At 69.5% G+C, this 23,085-nt stretch carries 25 protein-coding genes; 16 read left to right on the forward strand and 9 right to left on the reverse strand.

Annotated elements, in window-relative coordinates:
* Positions 1-74: 74 nt before the first annotated feature.
* Complete coding sequence (locus ACH4U7_RS42600; protein ID WP_398533160.1) at positions 75-1,259, forward strand: epoxide hydrolase family protein; 1,185 nt, start codon at positions 75-77, stop codon at positions 1,257-1,259.
* Between the two features lie 13 nt (positions 1,260-1,272).
* Here ACH4U7_RS42600 and ACH4U7_RS42605 read toward each other — a convergent pair whose 3' ends face one another.
* Complete coding sequence (locus ACH4U7_RS42605) at positions 1,273-1,554, reverse strand: hypothetical protein (protein ID WP_398533161.1); 282 nt, start codon at positions 1,552-1,554, stop codon at positions 1,273-1,275.
* Positions 1,555-1,603: 49 nt separating this feature from the next.
* On the opposite strand from ACH4U7_RS42605, the gene ACH4U7_RS42610 reads away from it, so the two are divergent.
* Positions 1,604-2,083 carry a hypothetical protein gene (locus ACH4U7_RS42610; RefSeq protein WP_398533162.1) on the forward strand — a complete coding sequence of 160 codons (480 nt, stop codon included), beginning with the start codon at positions 1,604-1,606 and terminating at the stop codon, positions 2,081-2,083.
* 9 nt (positions 2,084-2,092) lie between these two features.
* On the opposite strand, the gene ACH4U7_RS42615 is transcribed toward ACH4U7_RS42610, so the two are convergent.
* A complete protein-coding gene (locus tag ACH4U7_RS42615; protein ID WP_398533163.1) occupies positions 2,093-2,527 on the reverse strand; it encodes a hypothetical protein in 435 nt (144 codons plus the stop codon).
* A gap of 193 nt (positions 2,528-2,720) precedes the next feature.
* Here ACH4U7_RS42615 and ACH4U7_RS42620 point away from each other — a divergent pair, with 193 nt between their 5' ends.
* Both ACH4U7_RS42620 and ACH4U7_RS42625 read left to right on the forward strand, forming a co-directional pair.
* Entirely contained in the window at positions 2,721-3,119 is a 399-nt protein-coding gene (locus ACH4U7_RS42620; protein ID WP_089512370.1) for an SseB family protein, read from the forward strand.
* A 25-nt stretch (positions 3,120-3,144) separates the two neighbouring features.
* Positions 3,145-4,062, forward strand: coding sequence for an endonuclease/exonuclease/phosphatase family protein (locus tag ACH4U7_RS42625; protein ID WP_398533164.1), 918 nt, complete (start codon positions 3,145-3,147; stop codon positions 4,060-4,062).
* A 56-nt stretch (positions 4,063-4,118) separates the two neighbouring features.
* Here the strand turns inward: ACH4U7_RS42625 and ACH4U7_RS42630 are convergent, their stop codons facing one another.
* The 4 genes from ACH4U7_RS42630 to ACH4U7_RS42645 form a co-directional block, all read right to left on the reverse strand.
* Positions 4,119-4,865 carry a methyltransferase domain-containing protein gene (locus ACH4U7_RS42630; RefSeq protein ID WP_398533165.1) on the reverse strand — a complete coding sequence of 249 codons (747 nt, stop codon included), beginning with the start codon at positions 4,863-4,865 and terminating at the stop codon, positions 4,119-4,121.
* Positions 4,849-6,048, reverse strand: coding sequence for an abortive phage infection protein (locus ACH4U7_RS42635; RefSeq protein ID WP_398533166.1), 1,200 nt, complete (start codon positions 6,046-6,048; stop codon positions 4,849-4,851). The genes ACH4U7_RS42630 and ACH4U7_RS42635 overlap by 17 nt, the downstream gene beginning before the upstream one ends.
* 212 nt (positions 6,049-6,260) lie before the next feature.
* Entirely contained in the window at positions 6,261-7,310 is a 1,050-nt protein-coding gene (locus ACH4U7_RS42640) for an NAD(P)-dependent alcohol dehydrogenase (protein ID WP_398533167.1), read from the reverse strand.
* A gap of 1 nt (position 7,311) precedes the next feature.
* On the reverse strand, positions 7,312-8,250 hold the full coding sequence (locus tag ACH4U7_RS42645) for a helix-turn-helix transcriptional regulator (RefSeq protein WP_398533168.1): 939 nt from the start codon (positions 8,248-8,250) through the stop codon (positions 7,312-7,314).
* Positions 8,251-8,550: 300 nt separating this feature from the next.
* Between ACH4U7_RS42645 and ACH4U7_RS42650 the strand changes: the two genes are divergently transcribed.
* The 3 genes from ACH4U7_RS42650 to ACH4U7_RS42660 all read left to right on the forward strand — a co-directional run bounded on the left by ACH4U7_RS42650 (position 8,551) and on the right by ACH4U7_RS42660 (position 11,876).
* On the forward strand, positions 8,551-10,455 hold the full coding sequence (locus ACH4U7_RS42650) for an RDD family protein (protein WP_398533169.1): 1,905 nt from the start codon (positions 8,551-8,553) through the stop codon (positions 10,453-10,455).
* Between the two features lie 148 nt (positions 10,456-10,603).
* Positions 10,604-11,323: an RDD family protein gene (locus ACH4U7_RS42655; RefSeq protein WP_398533170.1), complete on the forward strand. Its 720-nt coding sequence runs from the start codon at positions 10,604-10,606 to the stop codon at positions 11,321-11,323.
* Between the two features lie 52 nt (positions 11,324-11,375).
* The gene (locus tag ACH4U7_RS42660; RefSeq protein ID WP_055414011.1) at positions 11,376-11,876 is read left to right on the forward strand and encodes an RDD family protein; all 501 of its coding nucleotides are present in this window, start codon (positions 11,376-11,378) and stop codon (positions 11,874-11,876) included.
* A gap of 63 nt (positions 11,877-11,939) precedes the next feature.
* Here ACH4U7_RS42660 and ACH4U7_RS42665 read toward each other — a convergent pair whose 3' ends face one another.
* Entirely contained in the window at positions 11,940-12,272 is a 333-nt protein-coding gene (locus tag ACH4U7_RS42665; RefSeq protein WP_398533171.1) for a hypothetical protein, read from the reverse strand.
* Positions 12,273-12,603: 331 nt separating this feature from the next.
* Here ACH4U7_RS42665 and ACH4U7_RS42670 point away from each other — a divergent pair, with 331 nt between their 5' ends.
* Both ACH4U7_RS42670 and ACH4U7_RS42675 read left to right on the forward strand, forming a co-directional pair.
* A complete protein-coding gene (locus ACH4U7_RS42670) occupies positions 12,604-14,997 on the forward strand; it encodes an immune inhibitor A domain-containing protein (protein WP_398533172.1) in 2,394 nt (797 codons plus the stop codon).
* A gap of 131 nt (positions 14,998-15,128) precedes the next feature.
* Complete coding sequence (locus tag ACH4U7_RS42675) at positions 15,129-15,440, forward strand: hypothetical protein (protein WP_089512381.1); 312 nt, start codon at positions 15,129-15,131, stop codon at positions 15,438-15,440.
* Positions 15,441-15,530: 90 nt separating this feature from the next.
* On the opposite strand, the gene ACH4U7_RS42680 is transcribed toward ACH4U7_RS42675, so the two are convergent.
* On the reverse strand, positions 15,531-16,115 hold the full coding sequence (locus ACH4U7_RS42680) for a nicotinamidase (RefSeq protein WP_385621087.1): 585 nt from the start codon (positions 16,113-16,115) through the stop codon (positions 15,531-15,533).
* Positions 16,116-16,681: 566 nt separating this feature from the next.
* Positions 16,682-18,016, reverse strand: coding sequence for a nicotinate phosphoribosyltransferase (locus ACH4U7_RS42685; RefSeq protein WP_398533173.1), 1,335 nt, complete (start codon positions 18,014-18,016; stop codon positions 16,682-16,684).
* Between the two features lie 83 nt (positions 18,017-18,099).
* Here ACH4U7_RS42685 and clpS point away from each other — a divergent pair, with 83 nt between their 5' ends.
* The 7 genes from clpS to ACH4U7_RS42720 all read left to right on the forward strand — a co-directional run bounded on the left by clpS (position 18,100) and on the right by ACH4U7_RS42720 (position 22,799).
* Positions 18,100-18,411 (forward strand): ATP-dependent Clp protease adapter ClpS, encoded by a 312-nt coding sequence (gene clpS / locus ACH4U7_RS42690; RefSeq protein WP_398533174.1) that lies wholly within the window; start codon positions 18,100-18,102, stop codon positions 18,409-18,411.
* Positions 18,411-19,094: a DUF2017 domain-containing protein gene (locus ACH4U7_RS42695; protein WP_398533175.1), complete on the forward strand. Its 684-nt coding sequence runs from the start codon at positions 18,411-18,413 to the stop codon at positions 19,092-19,094. Before clpS ends, ACH4U7_RS42695 begins: the two co-directional genes overlap by 1 nt.
* Positions 19,095-19,291: 197 nt before the next feature.
* A complete protein-coding gene (locus ACH4U7_RS42700; RefSeq protein ID WP_398533176.1) occupies positions 19,292-20,749 on the forward strand; it encodes an amino acid permease in 1,458 nt (485 codons plus the stop codon).
* Between the two features lie 80 nt (positions 20,750-20,829).
* On the forward strand, positions 20,830-21,255 hold the full coding sequence (locus ACH4U7_RS42705) for a Mov34/MPN/PAD-1 family protein (RefSeq protein ID WP_089512387.1): 426 nt from the start codon (positions 20,830-20,832) through the stop codon (positions 21,253-21,255).
* Positions 21,256-21,346: 91 nt separating this feature from the next.
* Positions 21,347-21,460 (forward strand): putative leader peptide, encoded by a 114-nt coding sequence (locus ACH4U7_RS42710; protein WP_014179252.1) that lies wholly within the window; start codon positions 21,347-21,349, stop codon positions 21,458-21,460.
* A gap of 110 nt (positions 21,461-21,570) precedes the next feature.
* On the forward strand, positions 21,571-21,849 hold the full coding sequence (locus ACH4U7_RS42715) for a MoaD/ThiS family protein (protein WP_398533177.1): 279 nt from the start codon (positions 21,571-21,573) through the stop codon (positions 21,847-21,849).
* Positions 21,849-22,799, forward strand: coding sequence for a PLP-dependent cysteine synthase family protein (locus tag ACH4U7_RS42720; protein ID WP_398533178.1), 951 nt, complete (start codon positions 21,849-21,851; stop codon positions 22,797-22,799). Before ACH4U7_RS42715 ends, ACH4U7_RS42720 begins: the two co-directional genes overlap by 1 nt.
* Positions 22,800-23,085 lie beyond the last annotated feature (286 nt).

Below are 23,085 nucleotides of genomic sequence, written 5' to 3' on the forward strand. Positions count from 1 at the left end.
CAAGGTGTTGTTAACTGAAGGTGGCCGCTTTAACTCGTTCGCTCCGCAAACCCGGCGCATCTACCATGCATCGGATGACGAGCCTGGCCGAGATCATTCGCCCCTTCCGCATCGACATCCCGCAAGCCGAGCTGGACGATCTGCACGCACGGCTCGACCGCACCCGATGGCCCGATGAACTGCCGGGCGTGGGCTGGGCGTACGGCATTCCGCGCGACTATCTGCGGGAGCTCGTACGGCACTGGCGCCACACATACGACTGGCGGGCCGCCGAGGCCCGACTGAACCAGTGGCCGCAGTTCACCACGACGATCGACGGGGCGAACATCCACTTCGCGCATATCCGCTCACCCGAGCCGGACGCCACCCCACTGGTCATGACGCACGGCTGGCCGGGCTCCATCGTCGAATTCGCTCAGGTCGCCGGCCCGCTCACCGACCCACGCGCCCACGGCGGCGACCCCGCCGACGCGTTCCACCTTGTCCTGCCGAGCATCCCGGGGTTCGGCCTCTCGGGACCGACGCGGGAGACCGGCTGGGAGTACCACCGGGTCGGCGCCGCGTTCGCCGAGCTCATGGAGCGCCTCGGCTACCAGCGATACGGCGCCCAGGGCGGCGACTGGGGCTCCGCCATCTCCCGCGAGCTCGGCCGTATCCACCCCGACCGGATCATCGGCGTCCACCTCAACCACATCCCCGGCTCCTCCGCCACCGAGGAGCCCGACCCCGCCCACCTGGCCACCCTGCCCCCGGCCGAACGCGCCCGCACCCTCGCCTCCTGGGAGCTGAACCAGCAGTGGGCCCGCGACCGCCAGGGCTACGCCGACATCCAGTCCACCCGCCCCCAGACCCTGGCCTACGGGCTCACCGACTCGCCGGTCGGCCAACTGGCCTGGATCGCCGAGAAATTCAAGGAGTGGACCGACTCCCGCGACCGCCCCGAGGACGCGGTCGACCGCGATCAGCTCCTCACCAACGTCATGCTCTACTGGCTGACCGGCACCGCCGGCTCCGCCGGCCGCATCTACTACGAACGCGCCCACTCCGCCTGGGGCGCGGCCCCCGAACCCTCCACCGCCCCGACCGCCCTCGCCGTCTTCCCCGGCGAGAACTTCATCCCGCTGCGGCATATCGCGGAGCGGACGAACAACATCGTGCGGTGGACGGAGTACGAGCGGGGCGGGCATTTCCCGGCCATGGAACAGCCGGACCTGCTGGTCGCGGACATCCGTGCGTTCTTCCGCGCCCTCGGGCGATGAGCGGAGCGGGGCCTCATGGCGTCCGTTGTTGTGGGTGGTGCGGCGCTGAAGCGATGCGCTGGAATTCCTCCGCCAGCGGCTCCCGCGCCCCGTCCCGGGACACGAGGGAGAGCTCGACGATATCGGCGCGTTCGGTGAGGGGACGGTACGGCGCGGGCGGTTGAATCTGGCGCACCGTGTCGTTCGGTACGAGGGTGACGCCGAGCCCGGAGGCAGTCCGCCGCGAGGGGGTGGCCGGGCGGGAGCGTCCATCGTCGAACCGGCCATCAGGCTGCTCGCCCGTACGGCCACGCACGTACCCCAGTTCACGCAGGCCGCGGCCCGGGACCCGTATGGTCGATGCCGTGTCTCCCGTCTACGAAGAGCACTTCACACGAACACCACTCAACCTGCTCGGCGGCCACGGCTGGAAGCGGCTCATGGCCTTTCGGGTGGATCAGTACGGCATCACCTTGGGCGGTATGCCGCTCCAATATCGCCGTCAGACCGCCGTGGTCCCCTGGGCGGAGATCGAGGCCGTCGTGCTGTGGGGCCAGAAAACAGCCCAGCTCCGCCCGATCCGCTGCGTGGGCGTCAAGTGCCGGCCCGGCTCAGCGGCACTCCCTGGTCCCAACCAGAACCTCAAACCCGAGACGGCCGCGCGCGTGGCCCCCCACATCGAGTACGAGGTCGTCCGGGACAGCCGCACCATGGTCCTCTGGCATATCGACCCCGACCGCCTCACCACCGCGCTCCGCGCCTTCGCCCCCGGTGTGCCGCTGCGCTTCCACCAGCAGTACTGGAAGGGGAGGTCGGGCGGGATCGACCTTGACGTGCTGCCGTGATCTGCAAGTTCACCCCGCCTCGCTGACCGGACGCCGTGGGTCGTCGATATCGACGGTTATTTCGACGGCTGAGGTCGAGATGAAGGATGCGATCTTGCCGTGTAGCTGAATCTCTTGGAACGGGTTCGATTCGGTGAGGAAGACAGCCCACATAAGTGAACGGTCGGCAGTCAAACGCGCTACGAATCCTTCCGAGCCGTAGGAACCATCACCTCCCCAGAGAAAACCTCCATGAGCCAGCTCTACGGATTTGAGCCCATCGACCTCGGACGTCCAATCCGGTTCGCTTATGAGCATTTGATGCAGATCGAAGGCCCCAAGAAGCCTGAAGCCGCTCGGCGTGCCCGGTGAGAGGGCCACGTCGTACGAATTTCCGTCCGCGAGATGGAGCGCATCCCGGATCGGAAGCCGGAAATCTTCCCATAGGAGTTGGATGTCATTCATGTGCGTTCACTGCTGGGCTCGACATACTGGTCGATGATCCTCCTGCCGCGGTGGGTGTGGCATGTCTGCACGGGATGTCTCAACGCCACGGAGTCGGGTACTCGGCGGGCTTACGACCGACGGAAAACCGGTTCGGCTCGTTCGGATCGGCCGCTGACCTGCCCATATGCCACTCCGATTGCTGGAGAGAACCATGAGTGACCTCCCCGACGACAGCACCGTCCACGCCACCCAGCACGCCCTCGGCGAACTCGCGGCCAACCGGGCGGACGATACGGCGCTGGACACCCTCGCCAGCAGCGAGGTGCTGCTTCCCGCTCCCGAGGGCGTGGAGGATACGGACCCGCAGGCCGTGACGCTCCCCGTGCTCGAACAGGACGACGGCGCCCAGCTGGTGCCGGTCTTCACCACCCCGGACCGTATGCACCAGGCCCTGCCGCAGATCCACCGCTACCACCGGGTGCCGCTGGGCGCCTTGGCCCAGGGCTGGCCCTCCGATGAGCTCTCGCTGGCCATCGACGCGGGTGCGCCCGAAGAGGTGACCCTCACCGGGGGCGGCGTACGCACCCTCCTCACGCGTCCCGGCCGCTGAGGCCGCTGAGCCCCGGGCGAGGGTGATGTGCACGGCCATCGCCGCCGCACTGGCCCTGCTGCTGTCCTCGGTGTCGGCTGTGGAGTCCGGGGCGAATATGGCGACCACATCCGCACAGGTGATCGCTCCACCGCAGACGCAGGTGGATGGTTCCGCTACGGGGATTTCTTCCCCCGAGTGGAAGTCTTCGCCCGAGTGGAAGGCTGTCTTCCCGAATCGGGTCGCGAACTTCAACGTGTGCAATCCGTGCCGTGTTACCAATCCGCTCTACCACGTTGACCAGATCGTGGACCAGATCGTCAAGTACAGGCCCCGAGTCATCGCACTGGAGGAGATCTGCGTCGGTGAGACACAACGCGTCATCAGTAAGCTGAGGGCAAAGGGCTACCGGTACTACGCCGCACACGGAAACACGATGAACACCCGTTGGAGCTGCTACGAGTTCGGTTCCGCCTACGGGAACGCGATTCTGTCCGCCGCGCCGCTCACCAACGAGGTGAACCGCCATTACTCACAGGGCGGCAGTGAGCCCCGCGGATACGTGGCCGCCGATACGACTGTCGCGGGCAGGAAGGTGCGGGTCTTCGCGACCCACCTTGCCGCCCAGGCCGGGCAGGCCAATGTGCGTAAAGTCCAGGTCGGGGAACTCGTCACAGCCGTCCGGGCCTATCCGGACGTCATTGTGCTCGGGGACTTCAACACCGAGCCGAACGCCCGTGAACTGTCTGCCATGTGGTCGAAATTCCATGACGCCGACCCTTCCTGCAGTCCGACCCATTACCTTTTCCCCTGCAAGATGACAGAAGACTCCACCAGGCCCGGGGGGAAGAAGTACGACTACATCTTCCTGCGCAATGGCGGTGCCTTCAGTTCCTCCGGCGTCGGCGTCCACGAGAACTTCTCCGATCACAAACTCATCCACGCCGACCTGGCCACCAACTGACCGCCAGGTGAGTACGGGGTTCCGTGTGCCCGACCACGACCCCGAGCCGTACTGCGTCAGAGGTCGGCCACGAGCAGCCGGTATCCGACGTCGAAGGTGTCGAGCGCGAGCAGTCCGGCGTGGCGGGTGTGCCAGCGGCCGGTCGCCAGATCGTCCGCGAGCCGGGCCAGACCGGGTGCGATGGTGTCCTCGCCGGTCTGGGCGAGCAGGGAGATCCCCGCGCGCACCTGCGGGTCGAGATAGGCCTCGGGGCGGCGCCAGTATGCGGCGCCGAATCCGTCCACGCAGTCGTGGGGAACTGGCACCGGTTCCTGGCGCGCCCCGCCGAGCAGGTCGACCAGTTGCTCGGTCGGGGTGGCACGGGTGTCGTCGAACGCGGCCGCCTCCGGGAGGTAGTCCCGGACGAGCCAGAACCGCTCGCGGAAGACCTGCTGGTCCCACGTCAGGATGACGATGCGGCGGCGGGCGACCCTGCGCAGTTCGTCGATTCCCGCTGCCAGATCGGTCCAGTGGTGGACGGTCAGCAGGGCCATCACGGCGTCGGCGGCGTTGTCACGCAACGGGAGCCGTTCCGCGACGGCCTGCACGGCGGGCGCGGATCCCGGCGGGCGCTGGGCGATCATGACCTGGCTGGGCTCGACCGCGAGGGCCGTCTGCGGCGGTTCATAGGAGCCGGTGCCCGCTCCGACGTTGATCACGTCGGTGACGCTCCCGAGCGCTGCGTGGATCTGCGCGGCGATCCGCGCGTCAGGCTGCCGTGTGCGGGCGTACGTCGTGCCGAGCGTGTCATAGGTGGTGGTCATGCTCGGCAGTATTGCGAGGCGGGTTGGTCGCCGGTATGCGGCGGCCGTAGTGCTGGGCCAGTGCGTGGAACGCTTCCTTGGGTTCCCAGTGCCAGTGGGGCGTCGGGTCCTCGAAGGTCTTCCAGATCGGCTTGACGATGCCGTAGCTCGCCAGGTCGAGGTCGTAGCGCGGGTCGGTCCGATGCGGGGCATCAGGGGTGACGAACTGGTACACCAGGGCCGCGTAGAGGTTCATTGACTCGAAGACATCGAGCAGATCGGTGAGGTACGCGGCCTGGGTCCGCTCGCTGCGGGCCAGATTGCCGACGATCTCCGGGGGGTCCTTGTCGTAGTCCACGACGTTCCAGCCCATGCCGCCCTGCTCCGGGGCGCCCTTGAAGGTGCAGGTGCCGAACTCGGAGATGACGACTGGTTTGCGCCAGCGCAGGAACGGTGTGAGCTCGCGGACGTAGTCGGCCCGCTTCGGGAAGTACGAGTAGTAGTTGACGCTGACCATGTCGAACAGGTCCCAGTCGACCTCCTCGTCCTGCGCCGCGCCATACGTCATCCGGCCCTTGAAGACCGACCTGCCGACCTTCGCGGCCCGCGCGGTGAATTCGCGCAGGCGGCGCACCATCTTCTCGGGGTCGAAGTTTCCGCTGAGCAGGTTCTTGACGCGCTCAAGGGCGTTGTCACCCGGCACGATGCCTGGCACGAACAACACGAACTCGGCGCCCACGCTCAGGTGGACCCGCGCGCCCTGGCGCCGCAGTTGCTCGGCATGCCTGCCCGTCTCCGCCAAGTGGTCGAGGATGTCCTGGTGGGAGACATCCGCCAGACGCGGCTGGAGCCAGACGTGCAGCCCCTGCTCCGCCGCCTCCGAGGATGTGGCCTTGAGCCGGCCGAGGCCATCGCCGAAGACCGACACCGAGCCGGCGTGCAGATCGTTCTTGATGACCTGGATGTCCTTGCGCATCCGCGTGGCGCTCCAACTCGTCGCCGGCGTCTCGCCGTCGATGACCTCGTACGACACGCCCCGATAGGTCAGGCCGCCCGGGCCGCGGCGACTTCGCTCCCCGGCCCGGCCCGGTGTCAGCGGCGCACCCGACGCACCCGACGCCGCAACGGTCGCAGCTGCCCCAACGGCTCCCAGGGCCCCCGCCCCTGCCAGAAAACGCGCCCGGCTGATTCCCCTGCCCCGCATGGTGGTTCCCCCTGGTGTCCTGGCCCGCGCTCTGCGACCCACCACCAGTTTCGGGAATAACGGCGCACCCTGTCGTCAGCCGATGGTCTGCGCCTGATTGACTTTAGTTGTACGGGAGTTGTACGGGGCCTGCGCCTTTGGGATCGGCCTTTGTGACGATGGTCGGCCTTTGTGACGACCATCGTCACAAAGGCCGACCACACCACCCGCCGCTAGCCCTTCAGTGACGCGATATCGATCACGAACCGGTACCGCACATCGCTGCTCACGACCCGCTCGTAAGCCTCGTTGATCTGGTCACCCGTGATCACCTCGATCTCCGCGCCGAACCCGTGCCCCGCGCAGAAGTCCAGCATCTCCTGCGTCTGCCGGATGCCGCCGATCTTCGAACCCGCCATCGACTTACGGCCCATGATCAGCGAGAACTGGTTGAACGAGCTCGGGAACTCCGGGCCGCCCACGTGCACCATCGTGCCGTCGCGCTTGAGCAGCGAGAGGTACGCGTCCAGCGGGAGGTTCGCCGAGACCGTGTTGATGATGAGGTCGAAGGAGCCCGCCAGCTCGGCGAACGTCGACTCGTCGCTGGTCGCGTAGAAGTGGTCGGCGCCCAGCCGCAGCCCGTCGTCCTTCTTGCGGAGCGACTGGGACAGGACGGTGACCTCCGCGCCCATGGCGTGGGCGATCTTGACGCCCATGTGGCCGAGGCCGCCGAGGCCGACGATGGCGACCTTCTTGCCTGGGCCGGCGTTCCAGTGGGCCAGCGGGGAGTAGAGGGTGATGCCGGCGCACAGCAGCGGGGCGGCGACGTCGAGGGACAGGCCGTCGGGGATCCGCAGCGCGTAGTTCTCGTCGACGACGACGTGCGTGCTGTAGCCGCCGTAGGTGGGGGAGCCGTCGTACTGCCTGCCGTTGTACGTCGACACCTCGCCCTTGAGGCAGTACTGCTCCTCGCCCGCCAGGCAGTTCTCACATTCGCGGCAGGAGTCGACGAAGCAGCCGACGCCGACCCGGTCGCCGACGGCGTACTTGGTGACGCCGGAGCCGACCTCGGTGACGATGCCCGCGATCTCATGGCCGGGGACCATCGGGAACAGGGCGCTGCCCCACTCCTCGCGGGCCTGGTGGATATCGGAGTGGCAGATGCCGGCGTACGCGATCTCGATCAGGATGTCGTGCTCGCCGACCGGGCGGCGCTCGATGGTGGTGCGCTCCAGCGGGGCCTTGGGAGCAGGGGCAGCGTAGGCGGTGACGCTGGTGGTCATATCAGTGATCTCCGTGAACGGGGTTTCGGGATATGGAGGGGGGAGGGGAGGAAGGGGAAGTGGGGGAAGAGGACGAGGCGCGGTCGGGTGGCGCGGTCGCGGTCCAGTTCGCGAGTAGCTGCAGCGCCGCCTCGGAGGGGGATCCGGGCTCGACCGTGTAAATGCACATCGCCTGATCGTCATCGCCGGGGAAGGTCACGTTCTCGTAGGCGAGCGTCATGTCCCCGACCACCGGATGGTGGTAGAGCTTGACGCCGTGCGTCTTCTCCCGCACGTTGTGGTCGGCCCACCACGTACGGAACTCCGGGCTCTTGATCGTCAGCTCGCCGACCAGCTCGGTGAGGCCGGGGTCGTCGGCGTAGCGGCTCGTCTGGAGCCGCAGACTGGCCACCATCTCCGACGCGTACTTGTCCCACTCGCGGTACAGCTCGCGGGCCGCCGGGTCGAGGAACATGAAGCGGGTCATGTTCCGCTCGCGGTACGGCAGCGCGTCGAAGTCGATGATCAGCGCGCGGGCCAGCCGGTTGGAGGCCAGCACATCGCCCCCGCGCCCGAGCACGAAGGCGGGCGAGACCCCCTCCAGCATCTGCAGCATGCGGTGCACCCCGGGCCGCACCCGCTGGGGGCGGAGCGGCCGGCGGCGCTGGGTGCGGCGGGGCCGTGGCTTGGCCAGCTCGAAGAGGTACGCACGCTCGGTGTCGTTCAGCTGCAGGGCGCGCGCGACGGCGTCCAGCACCGCCTCCGAGACATTCAGATGGCGGCCCTGTTCCAGCCGGGTGTAGTAGTCGGTGCTGACCCCGGCCAGATGCGCCAGCTCCTCGCGGCGCAGCCCCGGCACCCGGCGGCGGCCGGAGGCAGTCATGTTCACGCCCGCGTCCTCAGGGCGCAGCCGGGCCCTGCGGGTCCGCAGGAACTCGCTGAGCTCGGTGTTGCGGTCCATGGCTTCCAGTATTCGCGGCCGGAAAGGCTCGCGGCCGTGTCAACGTAGGTCTGCTGGACCTAGGCGGGCCGGACCCAGCCAGAGGCTCGCGGGTGTACGGCGGCGTCGCGCTCGCACGGGAGAGTGGTGCCCACCCAGGATGGGTACGGGCCTCGGGCCCGTCTGATAGACCTTGACAGCGCGCTCCGTGTTGCACTGCGGCTCTTGTACGGCAGACTGCTTGTCGCCCCCCCACCGCGACGCACCGCACAGGCGCGGCGCAGCACAGCACGGCCGAGCAGATACGGGACATCGGAGATCATGAGCGCCCCTACCTCAGGATCCGCGGACGGCACCTCCTTTCCTGGCTTTTATCCTGATCCGTCCATCCCCGGCTATATCCGTTACTGGAACGGCGCCGCCTGGGTGCCCGGCACCAGTCGGCCCGCGCCGATCGACGGCGAGGCCATGCCCGCGCCGCCGCCCGGGGTGACCCATACGCAGGTCACGGCCCCGGTGCCGGACGAGACCGGGCCCATGTATCTCGACGAGGCCCCTGCCGCCGGTCCTGCTGCCGGTTCTGCCGGTCCTGTCGGAGACAGCGGCGGACGGGCGCTGCCGGAGCTGCGTCCGCGCGGTGAGATGGACGTACGGAGCGGGCCGGGGCCCGAGCCCGTGCCGCCGGCCCAGGGTGTGGGCGGCGCGGCTCCGGGCGGCATGGACTGGAACGATCCGCAGCGGCTGCACGGCACCCGGCCGGAGCCCGCGTCGGCCTGGCAGGCGGACGCGGCCCGGCAGTCCGGTTTCGGCGGGGAGCAGGACCGCCGCGTCTCCTGGGGCTCGAACCCGGCGGAGCCGGGAGCGGGGGCCGGAGGCCCGGCTTCCGGTGGGCCCGTCAGGCCCGGGGTGCCGGATCCACGCCGGGCCGTCAGCGGTTCCGGTGGTTCCGGTGGTTCTGGTGGTTCTGGTGGTTCTGGTGGCTCCGGCGGGCCCGGGGGTGCCGGTGGTCCCGCGGGCGCGCAGGCCCTGCCGCCCGCGCGGCGCGCTCCGGAGCTGCCCCCGGCGGAGCCGGGCCCCGGAGCGGGCGCCCCTGGCGCGGGCGCGGGCGGTGATACGGATGCGCCCGGCGGCGGGCGTACGACAGGCGGGGACGGCACGATCTCCATCCGCGCGATCCGGCCCGGCCGGACCGGGCCCGGCCAGACCGGATCGGGGGCGGGCAGCGGCGCGCCCACGCGGGACGACGGCACGATGACGATGCGCGCCCTCGGGCGCGGCGCGCCGAAGCAGAGCGGCGGTACGGCGGCGCCCGGGCAGCAGCAGGGGCAGCAGGGACAGCCTGGCTGGTCCGGGCAGGCCGGTGGGCAGCCCGGCGGGGCCGCTCCCATGCAGGGCGCGGGTGCGCTGCCCCCGCAGGGCGGCGTTGTGCTTCCGGGCGGCGGTCCGGCCGCGCCCGGCCACGGCGCTTCCGCACAGGGCCCGGTCGGGCTGCCCGACGCTGGTCCTGCCGCACCCGGAGCCCAGCCCCAACCGCAACCTCAGCCCCAACCCCAGCCTCAACCCCAATCCCAGCCCGGCTGGCAGCAGCAGGTGCGGCAGCTCGCCCAGCAGCCCGCGCCCGGTGCCGTCCCAGGCGCGGGCCCGGGCGGGGGCCCGGGAGCCCCCGGTGGTGCGCCTGAAGGCGTCATTCCGTGGAAGCCGCCCGTCGACAACCCCTTCCTTCAGGCCGCCCAGGCCCAGGGCCGGCCCGCCTCCCTCGGCCGTCGCCTCGTGGCCCGGCTCATCGACTCCGCCGTGCTCCTCGGGGCCGTCGGCGCCGCCGCGTATCCCCTGTGGACCAAGGCGAGCGATCACTTCGACGAGAAGGTGGAGCGCGCCAAGCTGACCGGCGAGACCGTCACCGTCTACTGGCTGGACGGCACGACGGGCGCCTACCTCGGCGTGGTGCTCGGCCTGCTGCTCGTCGTCGGGCTGGTCTACGAGGCGTTCCCGACCGCGAAGTGGGGCGCCACGCTGGGCAAGAAGCTGTGCGGGGTGCGGGTCCTGGACATCGAGGGGCACGACACCCCTTCCTTCGGCGCCGCGCTGCGCCGCTGGTTGGTGTACTCGGTGCTCTGGCTGCTGGTGATCGGGATCCTCAATGTGCTGTGGTGCCTGTTCGACCGGCCCTGGCGGCAGTGCTGGCACGACAAGGCGGCGCGCACCTTCGTGGCTGGTCGCGGCTGAGCCGCAGGGGCGTGGCTGAGCCGTACGCCGATGCCGGGGCGGTGAGGCGGTAGGGGCTGTACGGGACGCTGACTCGTACGGTCCATCCCGGTCGCCCGAACGGAGCGCGCCGGATGCGGCGGCTCCGGCTCCGGGGTCGACTCGGGCCATGAGCACCGACCAGCCGACCCCGGGGCCTGACGAACCCCGGCCCGACCAACCCCGGTCCGAGGAGCCCCCGTCCGAGGGGCCCAGGCCCGAGGAACCCCGGCCAGGCGAGCCAGGGCCAGGCGAGCCAGGGCCAGGCGGGCCAGGGCCGGGCGAGCCGCGGGCCGAGGAGCAGCCAGAGGGTGACGCGTTCTCCAAGCAGCAGCCGCCTCCCTCCTTCGGCTCGCCGTACGGAGGCGAGTACGGCGGCGAGTACGGCGCCCCCAACCCGCTCGCGGGCATGCCCCCGCTTGCGAACCGCGGCCGCCGCCTCGTCGCCCGGATCATCGACGCGCTGATCGTGGGCATCCCGGTGGGTCTGGTGATGGCGGTGCTCGTGGGCGACTACGACCCGGTGAACAACAACGACGAGGCGACCGCCATAACGATCGTCTACGCCCTGGTGTACTTCCTCTACGAAGGGCTGATGCTGACCAAGTACGGCCAGACGGTGGGCAAGAAGGTGATGAAGATCCGCGTCGCCCTGCTGGAGAACGGGGAGATCCCGGCCGGTCAGCCGGGCTGGCTGCGCGCCGGTACGTATGCCCTGCCCGAGATCGTGCCGTGCTGCGGCTTCATCTTCTGGCTGATCAATGTGTTGTGGTGCACCTGGGACCAGCCGTACCACCAGTGTCTGCACGACAAGGTCGCCAAGACGGTCGTGGTCGCCGTGCCTTCATGATCCGGCGCCCCCGAGCTACCTGCCGCCCGCGCGCTGCTGGTGTAATCGGGGCATGAGCCCCGACCAGCTGTCGTATCCACAGCACCACCCCCCTGTGGGCATGCCGCCGCCCGCCACCCCCGGTCAGCGCTTCGTCGCCCGGCTGGTCGACACCCTGATCCTCGGGTTCATCTGGACCGTGGCGCTCGCCTCGACCGGCGCGCTCAAGTACGCCTACGACCACCCCGGCGAGCAGGACATGGGCAAGGTGACCCTGTCGCTGGTGATCACCATGGCCGTCTACTTCGTCTACGAGGGCGTGATGCTGGCCCGTAGCGGTCAGACGCTCGGCAAGAAGGCGCTGCGCATCCGCGTGGCGATGCTCTCCGACGGCGATGTGCCGGGCCGCCAGGGCTGGCTGCGGGCCGTGGTGTATGTGCTGCCGGGGATGCTGATCCCGCTGCTGGTGGGCACCCTGTTCTGGCTGCTCAACGTCCTGTGGTGCACCTGGGACCAGCCGCTGCGCCAGTGTCTGCACGACAAGGCGGCCAAAACCGTGGTAGTCGCGGCCTAGCGATACCAGCCGCGGCCTGGCAATACCGCCCAGTGCCAGGCGGCCCAGTGTCCGGCGGCGGCGTCAGCCGTGGAGCGAGTGCTGGCTGACCCGCGGCTCCACCGGCTCGGCGTGGGCATGGGCCGGGGTGGCGGCGGGAGCGGCGGGGGCGGGGGTCCGCGGCGCGCGGACCAGGACGGTCCGCCGGTTCGTACGCGCCGCCGCCGCGCGGCCGGCGCGCGGGGTGCCGGGCATCGGCACCGTGACGGCGACGAGGAGCCCGAGCGCCAGCCCGGCCACGGCGATCACCGCGACTCCCAGGCCCGATCGCGTCTGGGTCAGCAGCAGCATGGCGAAGGTCGAGAAGACGACGGTGGCCGAACCGTAGGCGAACTGTGCAGGAGTCGGACGCGGCATGGCTGGATCCGTCCTCAAGGCATCGACTATGCGGGGGGCATAAGTCACAGGGGTGTGCACCGGCAAAATGACTCTACGGTGCTGAATGCCCGACGGGAAACGCAAGTAAGCGTGACCTGACCCACGGGGTCGTTGCATAGGGGGCGCAGGGGCGCACACGGTCCTACGCCGTCCCAACTGGTGAGATCCGCACGCCCGTTGGTGTCCGGAATCCGGTAAGGGCGGGTCGCGAAACGTACTTGTCCCCTGTATCCAAGTCAAGGTCTGTCTTTTCTCCTGCCTCTCCGGTCAAATGTCCCGCACTGGTGTCACTGGGGAGGACTGGAGAAGCGTGAGCAGTCAACGGAGGGCCGTGAGAACGGCCGCCATCGCCACCGTGGTCGCCGCGCTCGGCGCGGCGGGGCTGTCGACAGGTGTAGCCCAGGCGGACAATGGGTCATCTACGCGCGTTGAGCGACGCGACCCGGCGCCCGCGAAGACCGACGTCGAGCACGACCTGGCCGGGCCTTACAGCAAGCAGCAGGAGGCGCAGCGGCAAGAGGCGCTGCAACAGGTCATATCCGGGGACGCGAAGGCGGACCGGCGCGGCGCGTCTTCGGTGGTGAAGCTCGGGAAGGGCAAGTACGTCGAACTGGCCCGGGAGAAGACCGACAAGATCTTCACCATCCTGGTCGAGTTCGGCGACAAGGTCGACGACACCACCATGTACGACCCCGACGGCGCGGACGGCCCCGAGCCGCCGGTGAAGAAGTACGGCGGCGAGCCGGGCCCGGCGCACAACACGATCGCCGAGCCGGACCGCGCGAACGACAACAGCACGGCCTGGCAGAAGGACTACAACCGCCAGCACTTCCAGGACCTCTACTTCTCCGCTGACAAGGGGAAGGAGTCGCTGAAGAAGTACTACGAGAAGCAGTCCTCGGGCCGCTACTCGGTGGACGGCGAGGTCTCCGACTGGGTCAAGGTCGACTGGAACGAGGCCCGTTACGGCTCCAACTACTGCGGCGACACCAACTGCGCCAACGCCTGGGACCTGATCCGCGACGGCGTCAACCAGTGGGCCAAGGACCAGAAGGCGGCCGGCCGCACCGACGCCGAGATCAAGGCGGACCTGGTCAAGTACGACCAGTGGGACCGCTACGACTACGACGGCGACGGCAACTTCAACGAGCCCGACGGCTATATCGACCACTTCCAGATCGTCCACGCCGGTGAGGACGAGTCGGCGGGCGGCGGTGCGCAGGGCACGGACGCGATCTGGGCCCACCGCTGGTACGCGTACGGCACCGACGCGGGCCGTACCGGCCCCGGCGACAACAAGTCCGGCGGTGCGCAGATCGGCGACACCGGCATCTGGGTCGGCGACTACACCATGCAGCCGGAGAACGGCGGACTCGGCGTCTTCGCCCATGAGTACGGCCATGACCTGGGCCTGCCGGACGAGTACGACACCACCGGCAAGGGCGAGTCGTCCGTGGCCTTCTGGTCGCTGATGTCCTCCGGCTCCTGGCTGGGCACCGGCAAGGACGCGATCGGCGATCTGCCCGGCGATATGAGCGCCTGGGACAAGCTGCAGCTCGGCTGGCTGAACTACGACACGGCGAAGGCCGCCACCAAGTCCCGGCACACCCTCGGGGTGGCCGAGTACAACACCAAGAACCCGCAGGCGCTGGTGGTCCAGCTGCCCGACAAGGCCAAGACCACCGAGATCACACAGCCCGCCGAAGGCTCCAAGCAGTGGTGGAGCGGCATGGGCGACGACCTCAAGAACACCCTGACCCGGTCGGTGGACCTGACCGGCAAGTCCAAGGCGAGCCTGGACCTTCAGGGTTGGTGGGACATCGAGGAGAACTTCGACTACCTCTACGCCGAGGTGTCCACGGACGGCGGCGCCAACTGGACGCCGGTGGACGGCACCGCGGACGGCAAGGCCATCCCGCGCGACGCCGGCGACAAGCCCGCGCTGACCGGGACCTCGGGCGCGTACAAGAAGCTCTCCTTCCCGCTCGACGCCTACGCGGGCAAGAAGATCGACCTGCGCTTCCGCTACCAGACGGACGGCGGTGTCGCCCAGGCCGGCTTCGCGGCCGACGCGATCACCCTGACGGCTGACGGCGCGCCGGTGCTGACCGACGGCGCCGAGGGTGACGACAACGGCTGGACCACGAACGGCTTCTCGCGCATCGGAGCGTCCTTCACCAAGGACTACCCGCAGTACTACATCGCGGAGAACCGCCAGTACGTGTCGTACGACAAGACCCTCAAGGTCGGCCCGTACAACTTCGGCTGGGCGGGCACCCGGCCCGACTGGGTCGAGCACTTCCCGTACCAGAACGGTCTGCTGATCTGGCTGTGGGACACCTCGGAGCCGGACAACAACGTCGGCGTCCACCCCGGCTCCGGCCAGATCCTGCCGATCGACGCGCACGCCACCCCGCACACCTGGGCGGACGGCACGCTGATGCGCAACCGCATCCAGGCGTACGACTCGCCCTTCAGCTGGTACCCGACGGACGGCTTCACGCTCCACAAGAACGGGGCCGCCGCGAAGATCCCGGCAAAGCGGGGCGCACCGGTCTTCGATGACCGCAAGGGGACGTACTGGTACGAGTCGAATCCGACGGGTGGGGTGAAGGTTGCTGACAACAACACCAAGATCAGCATCCTGAAGGAGCTTCCTGGCGCCTCCACGCTGACCGTCCAGGTCTCCCCGTCCGCTTCCTAGATCAATAGATCTGCCGTCGTCGCAGGTCAGAGCGGCATCGGCCGTCGCCCCCTAGCGGGCGGCGGCCGTTCGCGTTTAGATGCCCCTAGACCTTTCTTGCTGACACGACGTCTCACGGGGGACATGAACAGATGGCCGACGGAGGATTCACCAAGCTGCCGGGAGGCAGCGTGGTCGTGGCACTGACCCTGCCGCGACCGCTGGGCGAGGGCGGCGTACGGGTGCTGGTGCACGCCGCGAACCGGCAGCGCGCCCTGACCAGGCTGCGCAACCTCGGACTGCGGGCGGTGTACCTGCGGGGGAACAGCGCGCCGCCGACACCGGACGAGGTCACGGCGGTGCTGCACCATCCGGACGGGCTGGTGTGGCGCACGGCGCCGTACGGGGTCGGGGAGCTGTGGCACCCCATCGCGGCCCTGCTGCGGCCGCCCGCGACGGCGTAGCCCGGCTGTAGCGCGATATGGCGCGGACCCGATACAGCGCGGATCTGCAGCCCGATGCAGCCCGGCGGCTGTAGCCCGATGTAGCGCGGATCAGACGACCGGCTTGCCCGAGAGTTCCACGCCCGCCGCGCGAAGCTCCTCCAGGGCCCGCTCCGTGGTCGCCTCGGCGACCCCGGCGGTCAGATCCAGCAGGACGTGCGTCGCGAACCCCTCGCGGCGCGCGTCCAGGGCCGTGGCCCGGACGCAGTGGTCGGTGGCGATGCCGACCACGTCCACCTCGGTCACCCCGCGCTCGCGCAGCCACCGCGCCAGCGGCATCCCGTTCTCGTTGGCCCCTTCGAAGCCGCTGTACGCCGCCTCGTACGCGCCCTTGTCGAAGACCGCGTCGATGGCGCCGGAGGCGACGGCGGGGGCGAAGTTCGGGTGGAAGCCGCTGCCCTCGGTGCCCGCCACGCAGTGCGGCGGCCAGGTGCGCTCGTAGTCCGGGTGGTCCGAGAAGTGGTCCCCGGGGTCGATGTGGTGGTCCCGGGTGGCGACGACATGGCGGTAACCGGGCGTCGCCTCCCCGATCAGATCGGTGATGGCGGCGGCGACATCCGCGCCGCCCTGGACCGCGAGGCTGCCGCCCTCGCAGAAGTCGTTCTGGACGTCGACGACGATCAGTGCCCGGTGCATGGCGTGCGCCTTCCGGCTGGGATCAGAGGTGAGGACCGGGAAGCGACTCGGCCCGAAGCTGTTCTTGTGTGCTGAAGCGGTCTGGTGTGCTGAGCGGTCTGGTGTGCTAGTGATCTACTGACTGTGGCGGATGTCACCGAGGGTAGACACTCGGCCAGGTTTGCGGGAGTGGGCCGGGGCCGGACGCCGGACTGGCGGAATCGCGCTCCGGCACGATACGGCGGCCGGGCGCGAGGCCGGGCGCATGCGCCGCATCGGCCGGTGCGCACGCCGTCTCGGCGCGCCGCGTTCCGCCCTGATGTGCGCCCTAACCGTGCGCCGCACTCATGCGTCGTGCGCGGCATCACGTCCCGCCGGCGGCTGTACGCGGAGCGGCCGTCCGCGTACAGCCGCCCCGCGTACGGCCCTCGCACGTACGGCCACTCTGTGTAGCGCCGCTCCGGGCATGACTGCCCCGCCGGCGGCTGCCCCACGCCTGGCCGCCCCGGGCCCCTGGGATCCCGGGGCCCGGTCTCAGGGGTCCCATCCCCTCGCGTATGGCATCCCACCGTCCCACCGCGTACGGCTCACCGCATCGAGTACTCCGTCGGGATGACCGGCTCGCCGCGCGAGAGCTGCGTCGCCGACAACGGCAGCCCGGCCCGCGCCGTCACATGCCGCTCGCGCGCCGCGTCCAGCGGCTCGCGGGTCACGACCTCGCCGCCGCGCACCAGTTCGACCAGTAGCTGCCGGTCCTCGAGCCCCGGCGGGACCGCACCGTTGCCGACCACCTCGGCCTCGGCCACGCCGTCCTGGTCCAGCCGTCGGGCGGCCCACTTGCGGCCGCCGACCGAGATCTTGGAGCCCATGGACTTCTTCGCCACGGGGCGCAGCGGCGCCTCCGGGGCGTCGGAGTCGGCCCGGGCGACCAGTTTGTAGACCATCGCACAAGTCGGGTGACCGCTGCCGGTGACCAGCTGGGTGCCGACCCCGTACGCGTCCACGGGCGCGGCCGCGAGCGAGGCGATGGCGTACTCGTCGAGGTCGCTGGTGACCACGATCTTGGTGTTCTTCGCGCCGAGCTCGTCGAGCTGGTGGCGGACCCGGTGGGCGAGCAGCAGCAGATCCCCGGAGTCGATCCGTACCGCGCCCAGCTCGGTGCCCGCGACCTCGACGGCGGTGCGCACCGCCGAGGCGACGTCGAAGGTGTCGACCAGGAGGGTGGTGGCGCTGCCGAGGGAGTCGACCTGCGCGGTGAAGGCGTCGCGCTCGGTGTCGTGCAGCAGGGTGAAGGCGTGTGCGCTGGTGCCCACGGTGGGGATGCTGTAGCGGAACCCGGCGGCCAGGTCGGAGGTGGAGGAGAAGCCTCCGACGTACGCGGCGCGGGCCGAGGCGACGGCGGACAGCTCGTGGGTGCGGCGGGCGCCCATCTCGATCAGCGGCCGGCCGCCGGCGGCGACGGACATCCGGGAGGCCGCGGCGGCGACCGCGGAGTCGTGGTTGAGGATGGAGAGGATCACCGTCTCCAGCAGGACGGCCTCGCCGAAGCTGCCTTCGATGCGCATGATCGGCGAGCCGGGGAAGTAGACCTCGCCCTCCGGGTAGCCCCAGATGTCGCCGCGGAAGCGGTAGTCGGCGAGCCATGCCAGCGTGGGCTCGTCAACGATGTGCTGGTCGGCGAGGAAGTCCAGGACGCCGCTGTCGAAGCGGAAGTTCTCCACGGCGTCCAGCACCCGGCCGGTGCCCGCGACGACACCGTACCGCCGCCCCTCGGGGAGGCGGCGGGTGAAGACCTCGAAGACCGAGCGTCGGTCGGCGGTGCCGGCGTGCAGGGCGGCCTGCAACATGGTCAGTTCGTACCGGTCGGTGAACAGCGCTGTCGAGGGCACGTCCACCGGCAGTCCGAGTTGAGCGGTGTTCATAGACGATGATGCTACCCCCGATACTCGTCAAAGTGACGATTTCTGGGTGCCGGTTTATGCGACGCGCCATGCCGGGTGGCAGCATGGGGGTTGTGAGTGCGACACCGGTGGAGATCGAACGTCCCCAGTCCAGCGAGGCGCCCTCGGCGGTACCCGAGCCCGACGTTCCCTGGGTGACCGTCGTGCACAACGACCCGGTCAATCTCATGAGCTATGTCACGTATGTCTTCCAGACGTACTTCGGCTATTCAAAGGACAAGGCGCACCGACTGATGCTGGACGTCCACCACAAGGGTCGCGCGATCGTCTCGAGCGGCAGCCGCGAGGAGATGGAGCGCGACGTGCAGGCGATGCACGGGTACGGACTGTGGGCGACCCTCCAGCAGGACCGCTGATGGCGGGGCACTTCGAGCCGCTGCCCGGCGGCGGGGCCATGGTGGCCCTGGATGACGTGGAGATCTCCATCCTGCGCAGCCTGGCGGTTCAGCTGCTCGAGCTGATCGGTCCCGGTGCGGAGCCGGTGGAGGGGCACGACCCGCTGGACGCGCTTTTCGCCGAGGGACCCACCAAGCCGCCCGCGGACCCGGCGCTGGCCCGGCTCTTCCCGGACGCGTACGGCGGCCCCGGCCAGAAGCTGGGGGCCGACGAGGAGGCCACGGCGCAGGCCGCCTCGGCCGAGTTCCGCCGCTACACGGAGAACGACCTGCGGGCCCGTAAGCGCGAGGACGCGCTCGCGGTGGTGCGCGGTCTGGACGCCCTCGCGGGATCGGGATCGGGAGCGGGAGCGGGAACGGAAGCGGGAGCGGGAACGGAAGCCGGGGCGGGGAGCGAGTCCGAGGCTGAAGGTGTGGAGGCCGGGACGGGGGTCCTGGAGCTGTCGCCCGAGCAGTCCCGGCAGTGGCTCGGCGCGCTGAACGACCTGCGGCTGGCCATCGGCACCCGGCTGGAGGTCACCGACGAGGACGACGGCGGCGAGTTGCTGCGGCTGCCGGACTCGGATCCGCGTAAGCCCATGGTGATGGCGTACTTCTGGCTCGGCGGACTCCAGGAAACCCTCGTCGAAACCCTGATGCCCTGATCACTGAGTGTTCGTTTAGAGGATGCTCAAGTCCGGATAACGATCGCGTCACCGCGGCCGAGGCTTTTATCGGTCGAGGTGGCTTTTGTCCGCTTCTTCCTGTGGTGTGCCGCACATCTACCCGTGTTGATCTGCGTTGCGGCCGTGGTAAATCTTCACGATCGCCAGCCCCCCACTGGAAGAAGGGCGAAGAAACCATGACCTCAGCGCGGGTCGAACGACCTGGAGACGACGCCGTCGGCAACGCGGCCGTGGGCGCCACTTCCGAAGAGGGCTACGAACGGGGCCTGGGCAGTCGCCAGGTCCAGATGATCGCCATCGGCGGCGCCATCGGCGTCGGGCTCTTCATGAAGGCCGGGGCGAACATCGCCAAGGCCGGGCCCAGCATCATCCTGATGTACGCCCTCGCCGGCGTGGTCATCTTCTTCATCATGCGAGCGCTCGGTGAGCTGCTGCTCTACCGGCCGGTCACCGGCTCCTTCTCGGAGTACGCCCGGGAGTTCCTCGGCCCGTTCTTCGGCTATGTCACCGGCTGGACGTACTGGCTGATGTGGGTGGTCACCGGCATGGCCGAACTCACCGCGGCCGCCATCTACATCCACTTCTGGTTCCCCTCGATCCCCCAGTGGGTCAGTGCCCTGGTCTTCCTGGTGGTGCTGTTCGGGGTCAACCTGATCTCGGTGAAGATCTTCGGCGAGGTCGAGTTCTGGTTCTCGATGGTCAAGGTCACCGCGATCATCGGCATGATCGTGATCGGTCTCGGCGTGCTCACCCTCGGCTTCTCCGACGCCGGTGACACCGCCTCCGCCTCCAACCTCTGGTCGCACCACGGCGTCTTCCCGAACGGCATCGGCGACAGCCTGATGACCCTGCAGGGCGTGATGTTCGCCTACCTGGCCGTCGAGCTGGTCGGCGTCACCGCGGGCGAGTCCGAGGACCCGGAGAAGACCCTGCCCAAGGCGATCAACACCCTGCCCTGGCGCATCCTCATCTTCTATGTGGGCGCCCTGCTGGTGCTGCTCTCGGTCGTCAAGTGGACCGAGTTCTCGGCGGGCGAGAGCCCCTTCGTCCACGCCTTCTCGGTGATCGGCATTCCCTTCGCCGCGGGCATCGTCAACTTCGTGGTGCTCACCGCCGCCCTGTCGTCCTGCAACTCCGGTATGTACTCCACCGGCCGGATGCTGCGCGACCTGGCCGCCAACGGCGAGGCCCCGGCCGCGCTGGGCAAGCTCAGCGCCCGTAAGACCCCGGCGATCGGCATCACCCTGTCCGTCGCCCTCATGGGCATCGGCGTGATCCTGAACTACCTGGTCCCGGAGAAGGCCTTCGAGTACGTCACCTCGGTCGCCACCGCCGCGGGCATCTGGGCCTGGGCGATGATCCTGGTCAGCCACATCCGCTACCGCGGCGCGGTGCGCGCCGGCCGGCTCCGGGCCTCGTCCTTCCCGGCGCCCGGCGGCGCGATCTTCAGCTGGGTCGCGCTGATCTTCCTGATCTTCGTCACCGGCCTGATCGCGTACGACAAGGACGCCCGGATCTCGCTGTACGTCGGCGCCGCCTGGGCTGTGTGCCTGGCCATCGGCTGGGCGGTCCTCAAGAGCCGCGGCCCGCGGGTGGCCGACGCGGCCCCGGAGCGGGAGTACGCCGCCAAGTAACGGACACACCGTCTCGGTGGGCGGGCTCCGGATCTCAGGGTCCGGAGCCCGTCGCATTTTGCGCGTCTTATTCTTTGGCCATGCTGACCATCACGCAGGCCCTCCATGACCAGATCGTCGCGCACGCCCGCGCCGACCACCCCGACGAGGCGTGCGGCGTGATCGCCGGTCCGGCCGGCAGCGGCCGCCCCGAGCGGTTCATACCGATGCTCAACGCGGCCCGCTCGCCCACGTTCTACGAGTTCGACTCGACCGACCTGCTCAAGCTCTACCGCGAGATGGACGACCGGGACGAGGAGCCCGTGGTCATCTACCACTCGCACACCGCCACCGAGGCATATCCGTCCCGCACCGACATCTCGTACGCCAACGAGCCCGGCGCGCACTACGTCCTGGTCTCCACCGCCGAGTGCGGCAACGACGAGGGTCCGTTCCAGTTCCGGTCGTTCCGGATCGTGGACGGCGAGATCACCGAGGAAGAGGTCAAGGTCGTCGAGGCGTACTAGACAAGCCCCACATCTCGCATGGTGGTCGCGATCCGCCCGAATCGTGGGACGGCCCTCTGGGGGCGGGACGGGGAATCGATACGATGACTCCATGGTTGTCGATGATGTGAGCGAGAAGACGCCGGGCATGCTGCTCGTGGCGCGCCTCCACGTCGACCTGTGTCGGCTCGCCAGCGCGATGTGTCCGCGCCGGGCCGCCGCCTGACCGCCGCGGAGCCACGTTCCCACGCCCGCGCGCCGCCGTGCGCACCGACCCTCCCCCGGACGCCGTCCGGGAGGGGCCCTGAATCCCCGCCCTCCGACAGGAGCCCACACATGGCCATCGAGGTCCGCATCCCGACCATCCTCCGCACCTACACCGACGGCCAGAAGGCGGTCGAGGCCAGCGGGAACACGATCGCCGAGCTCTTCGCCGACCTTGAGACCCGGCACACCGGGATCCAGGAGCGCCTCGTCAACGACGGTGAGCTGCGCCGCTTCGTCAACGTCTACCTGAACGACGAGGACGTGCGCTTCCTCGACGGCGTCTCCACCAAGCTCACCGACGGCGACAGCGTCACCATCCTTCCGGCCGTCGCGGGCGGCGGGGTCTGATGCGGTACGACAGCCCGCTGGCAGCGGTCGGCAACACGCCGCTCGTCAGGCTGCCGCGGCTCTCCCCCTCCGCCGACGTCCGTATCTGGGCGAAGCTGGAGGACCGCAACCCGACCGGCTCGATCAAGGACCGCCCCGCGCTCTACATGATCGAACAGGCCGAGAAGGACGGCCGGCTGACACCGGGCTGCACCATCCTGGAGCCGACCTCCGGCAACACCGGCATCTCGCTCGCCATGGCGGCCAAGCTCAAGGGCTACCGCATCGTCTGCGTCATGCCGGAGAACACCAGCGAGGAGCGGCGCCAGCTGCTCACCATGTGGGGCGCGGAGATCATCTCCTCGCCCGCCGCCGGCGGCTCCAACACCGCCGTACGCGTCGCCAAGGAGCTCAGCGCCGAGCACCCGGACTGGGTGATGCTCTACCAGTACGGCAACGCGGACAACGCGGGCGCCCACTACGCCACCACCGGCCCCGAGATCCTGGCCGACCTGCCGTCGATCACCCACTTCGTCGCCGGCCTCGGCACCACCGGCACGCTGATGGGCGTCGGCCGCTATCTCCGCGAGCACGTCCCCGGCATCCAGATCGTCGCCGCCGAGCCGCGCTACGACGACGTCGTCTACGGTCTGCGCAACCTCGACGAGGGCTTCGTCCCCGAGCTCTACGACGAGACCGTGCTGACCACCCGCTTCTCGGTCGGCTCCGAGGACGCGGTGGCCCGCACCCGGCAACTCCTCGCCGAGGAGGGCATCTTCGCCGGAGTCTCGACGGGGGCCGCGCTGCACGCCGCGCTCGGCGTCGCCCGCAAGGCGGTCAAGGCCGGGGAGAGCGCCGATGTGGTCTTCGTGGTCGCCGACGGTGGCTGGAAGTATCTGTCGACGGGCGTCTACACCGCCGCCACCACGGAGGAGGCCATCGCGACGCTGCACGGCCAGCTCTGGGCGTAGCCCCGGGCCGGGGCTCTGTGGTGAGCCCGGAGGTTTGGGGCCGTGGAGTGAGCCCGGGGCCGGGGGCAGGGGTGAGCCCGGGGCCGGGGGCAGGGGGTGAGCCCGGGGTTTGGGGCTGTGGGGGCGTGCGGACCGGACTGGGGCCGCCGGGGGCCGAGTTCCCGGCCGTCCTGGTGATTCCGCCCACAACGCGGGCCTGTAGAGGAGCGACCAGGGCTTTAGCGCTTTACGCTCGTGGGCACCGCATGACCCCCGCACCCGCCCATGGCCTTCGGCATGGGGACCC

It is taken from the genome of Streptomyces sp. NPDC020845 (assembly GCF_044334165.1).
Taxonomy (GTDB): Bacteria; Actinomycetota; Actinomycetes; order Streptomycetales; family Streptomycetaceae; genus Streptomyces.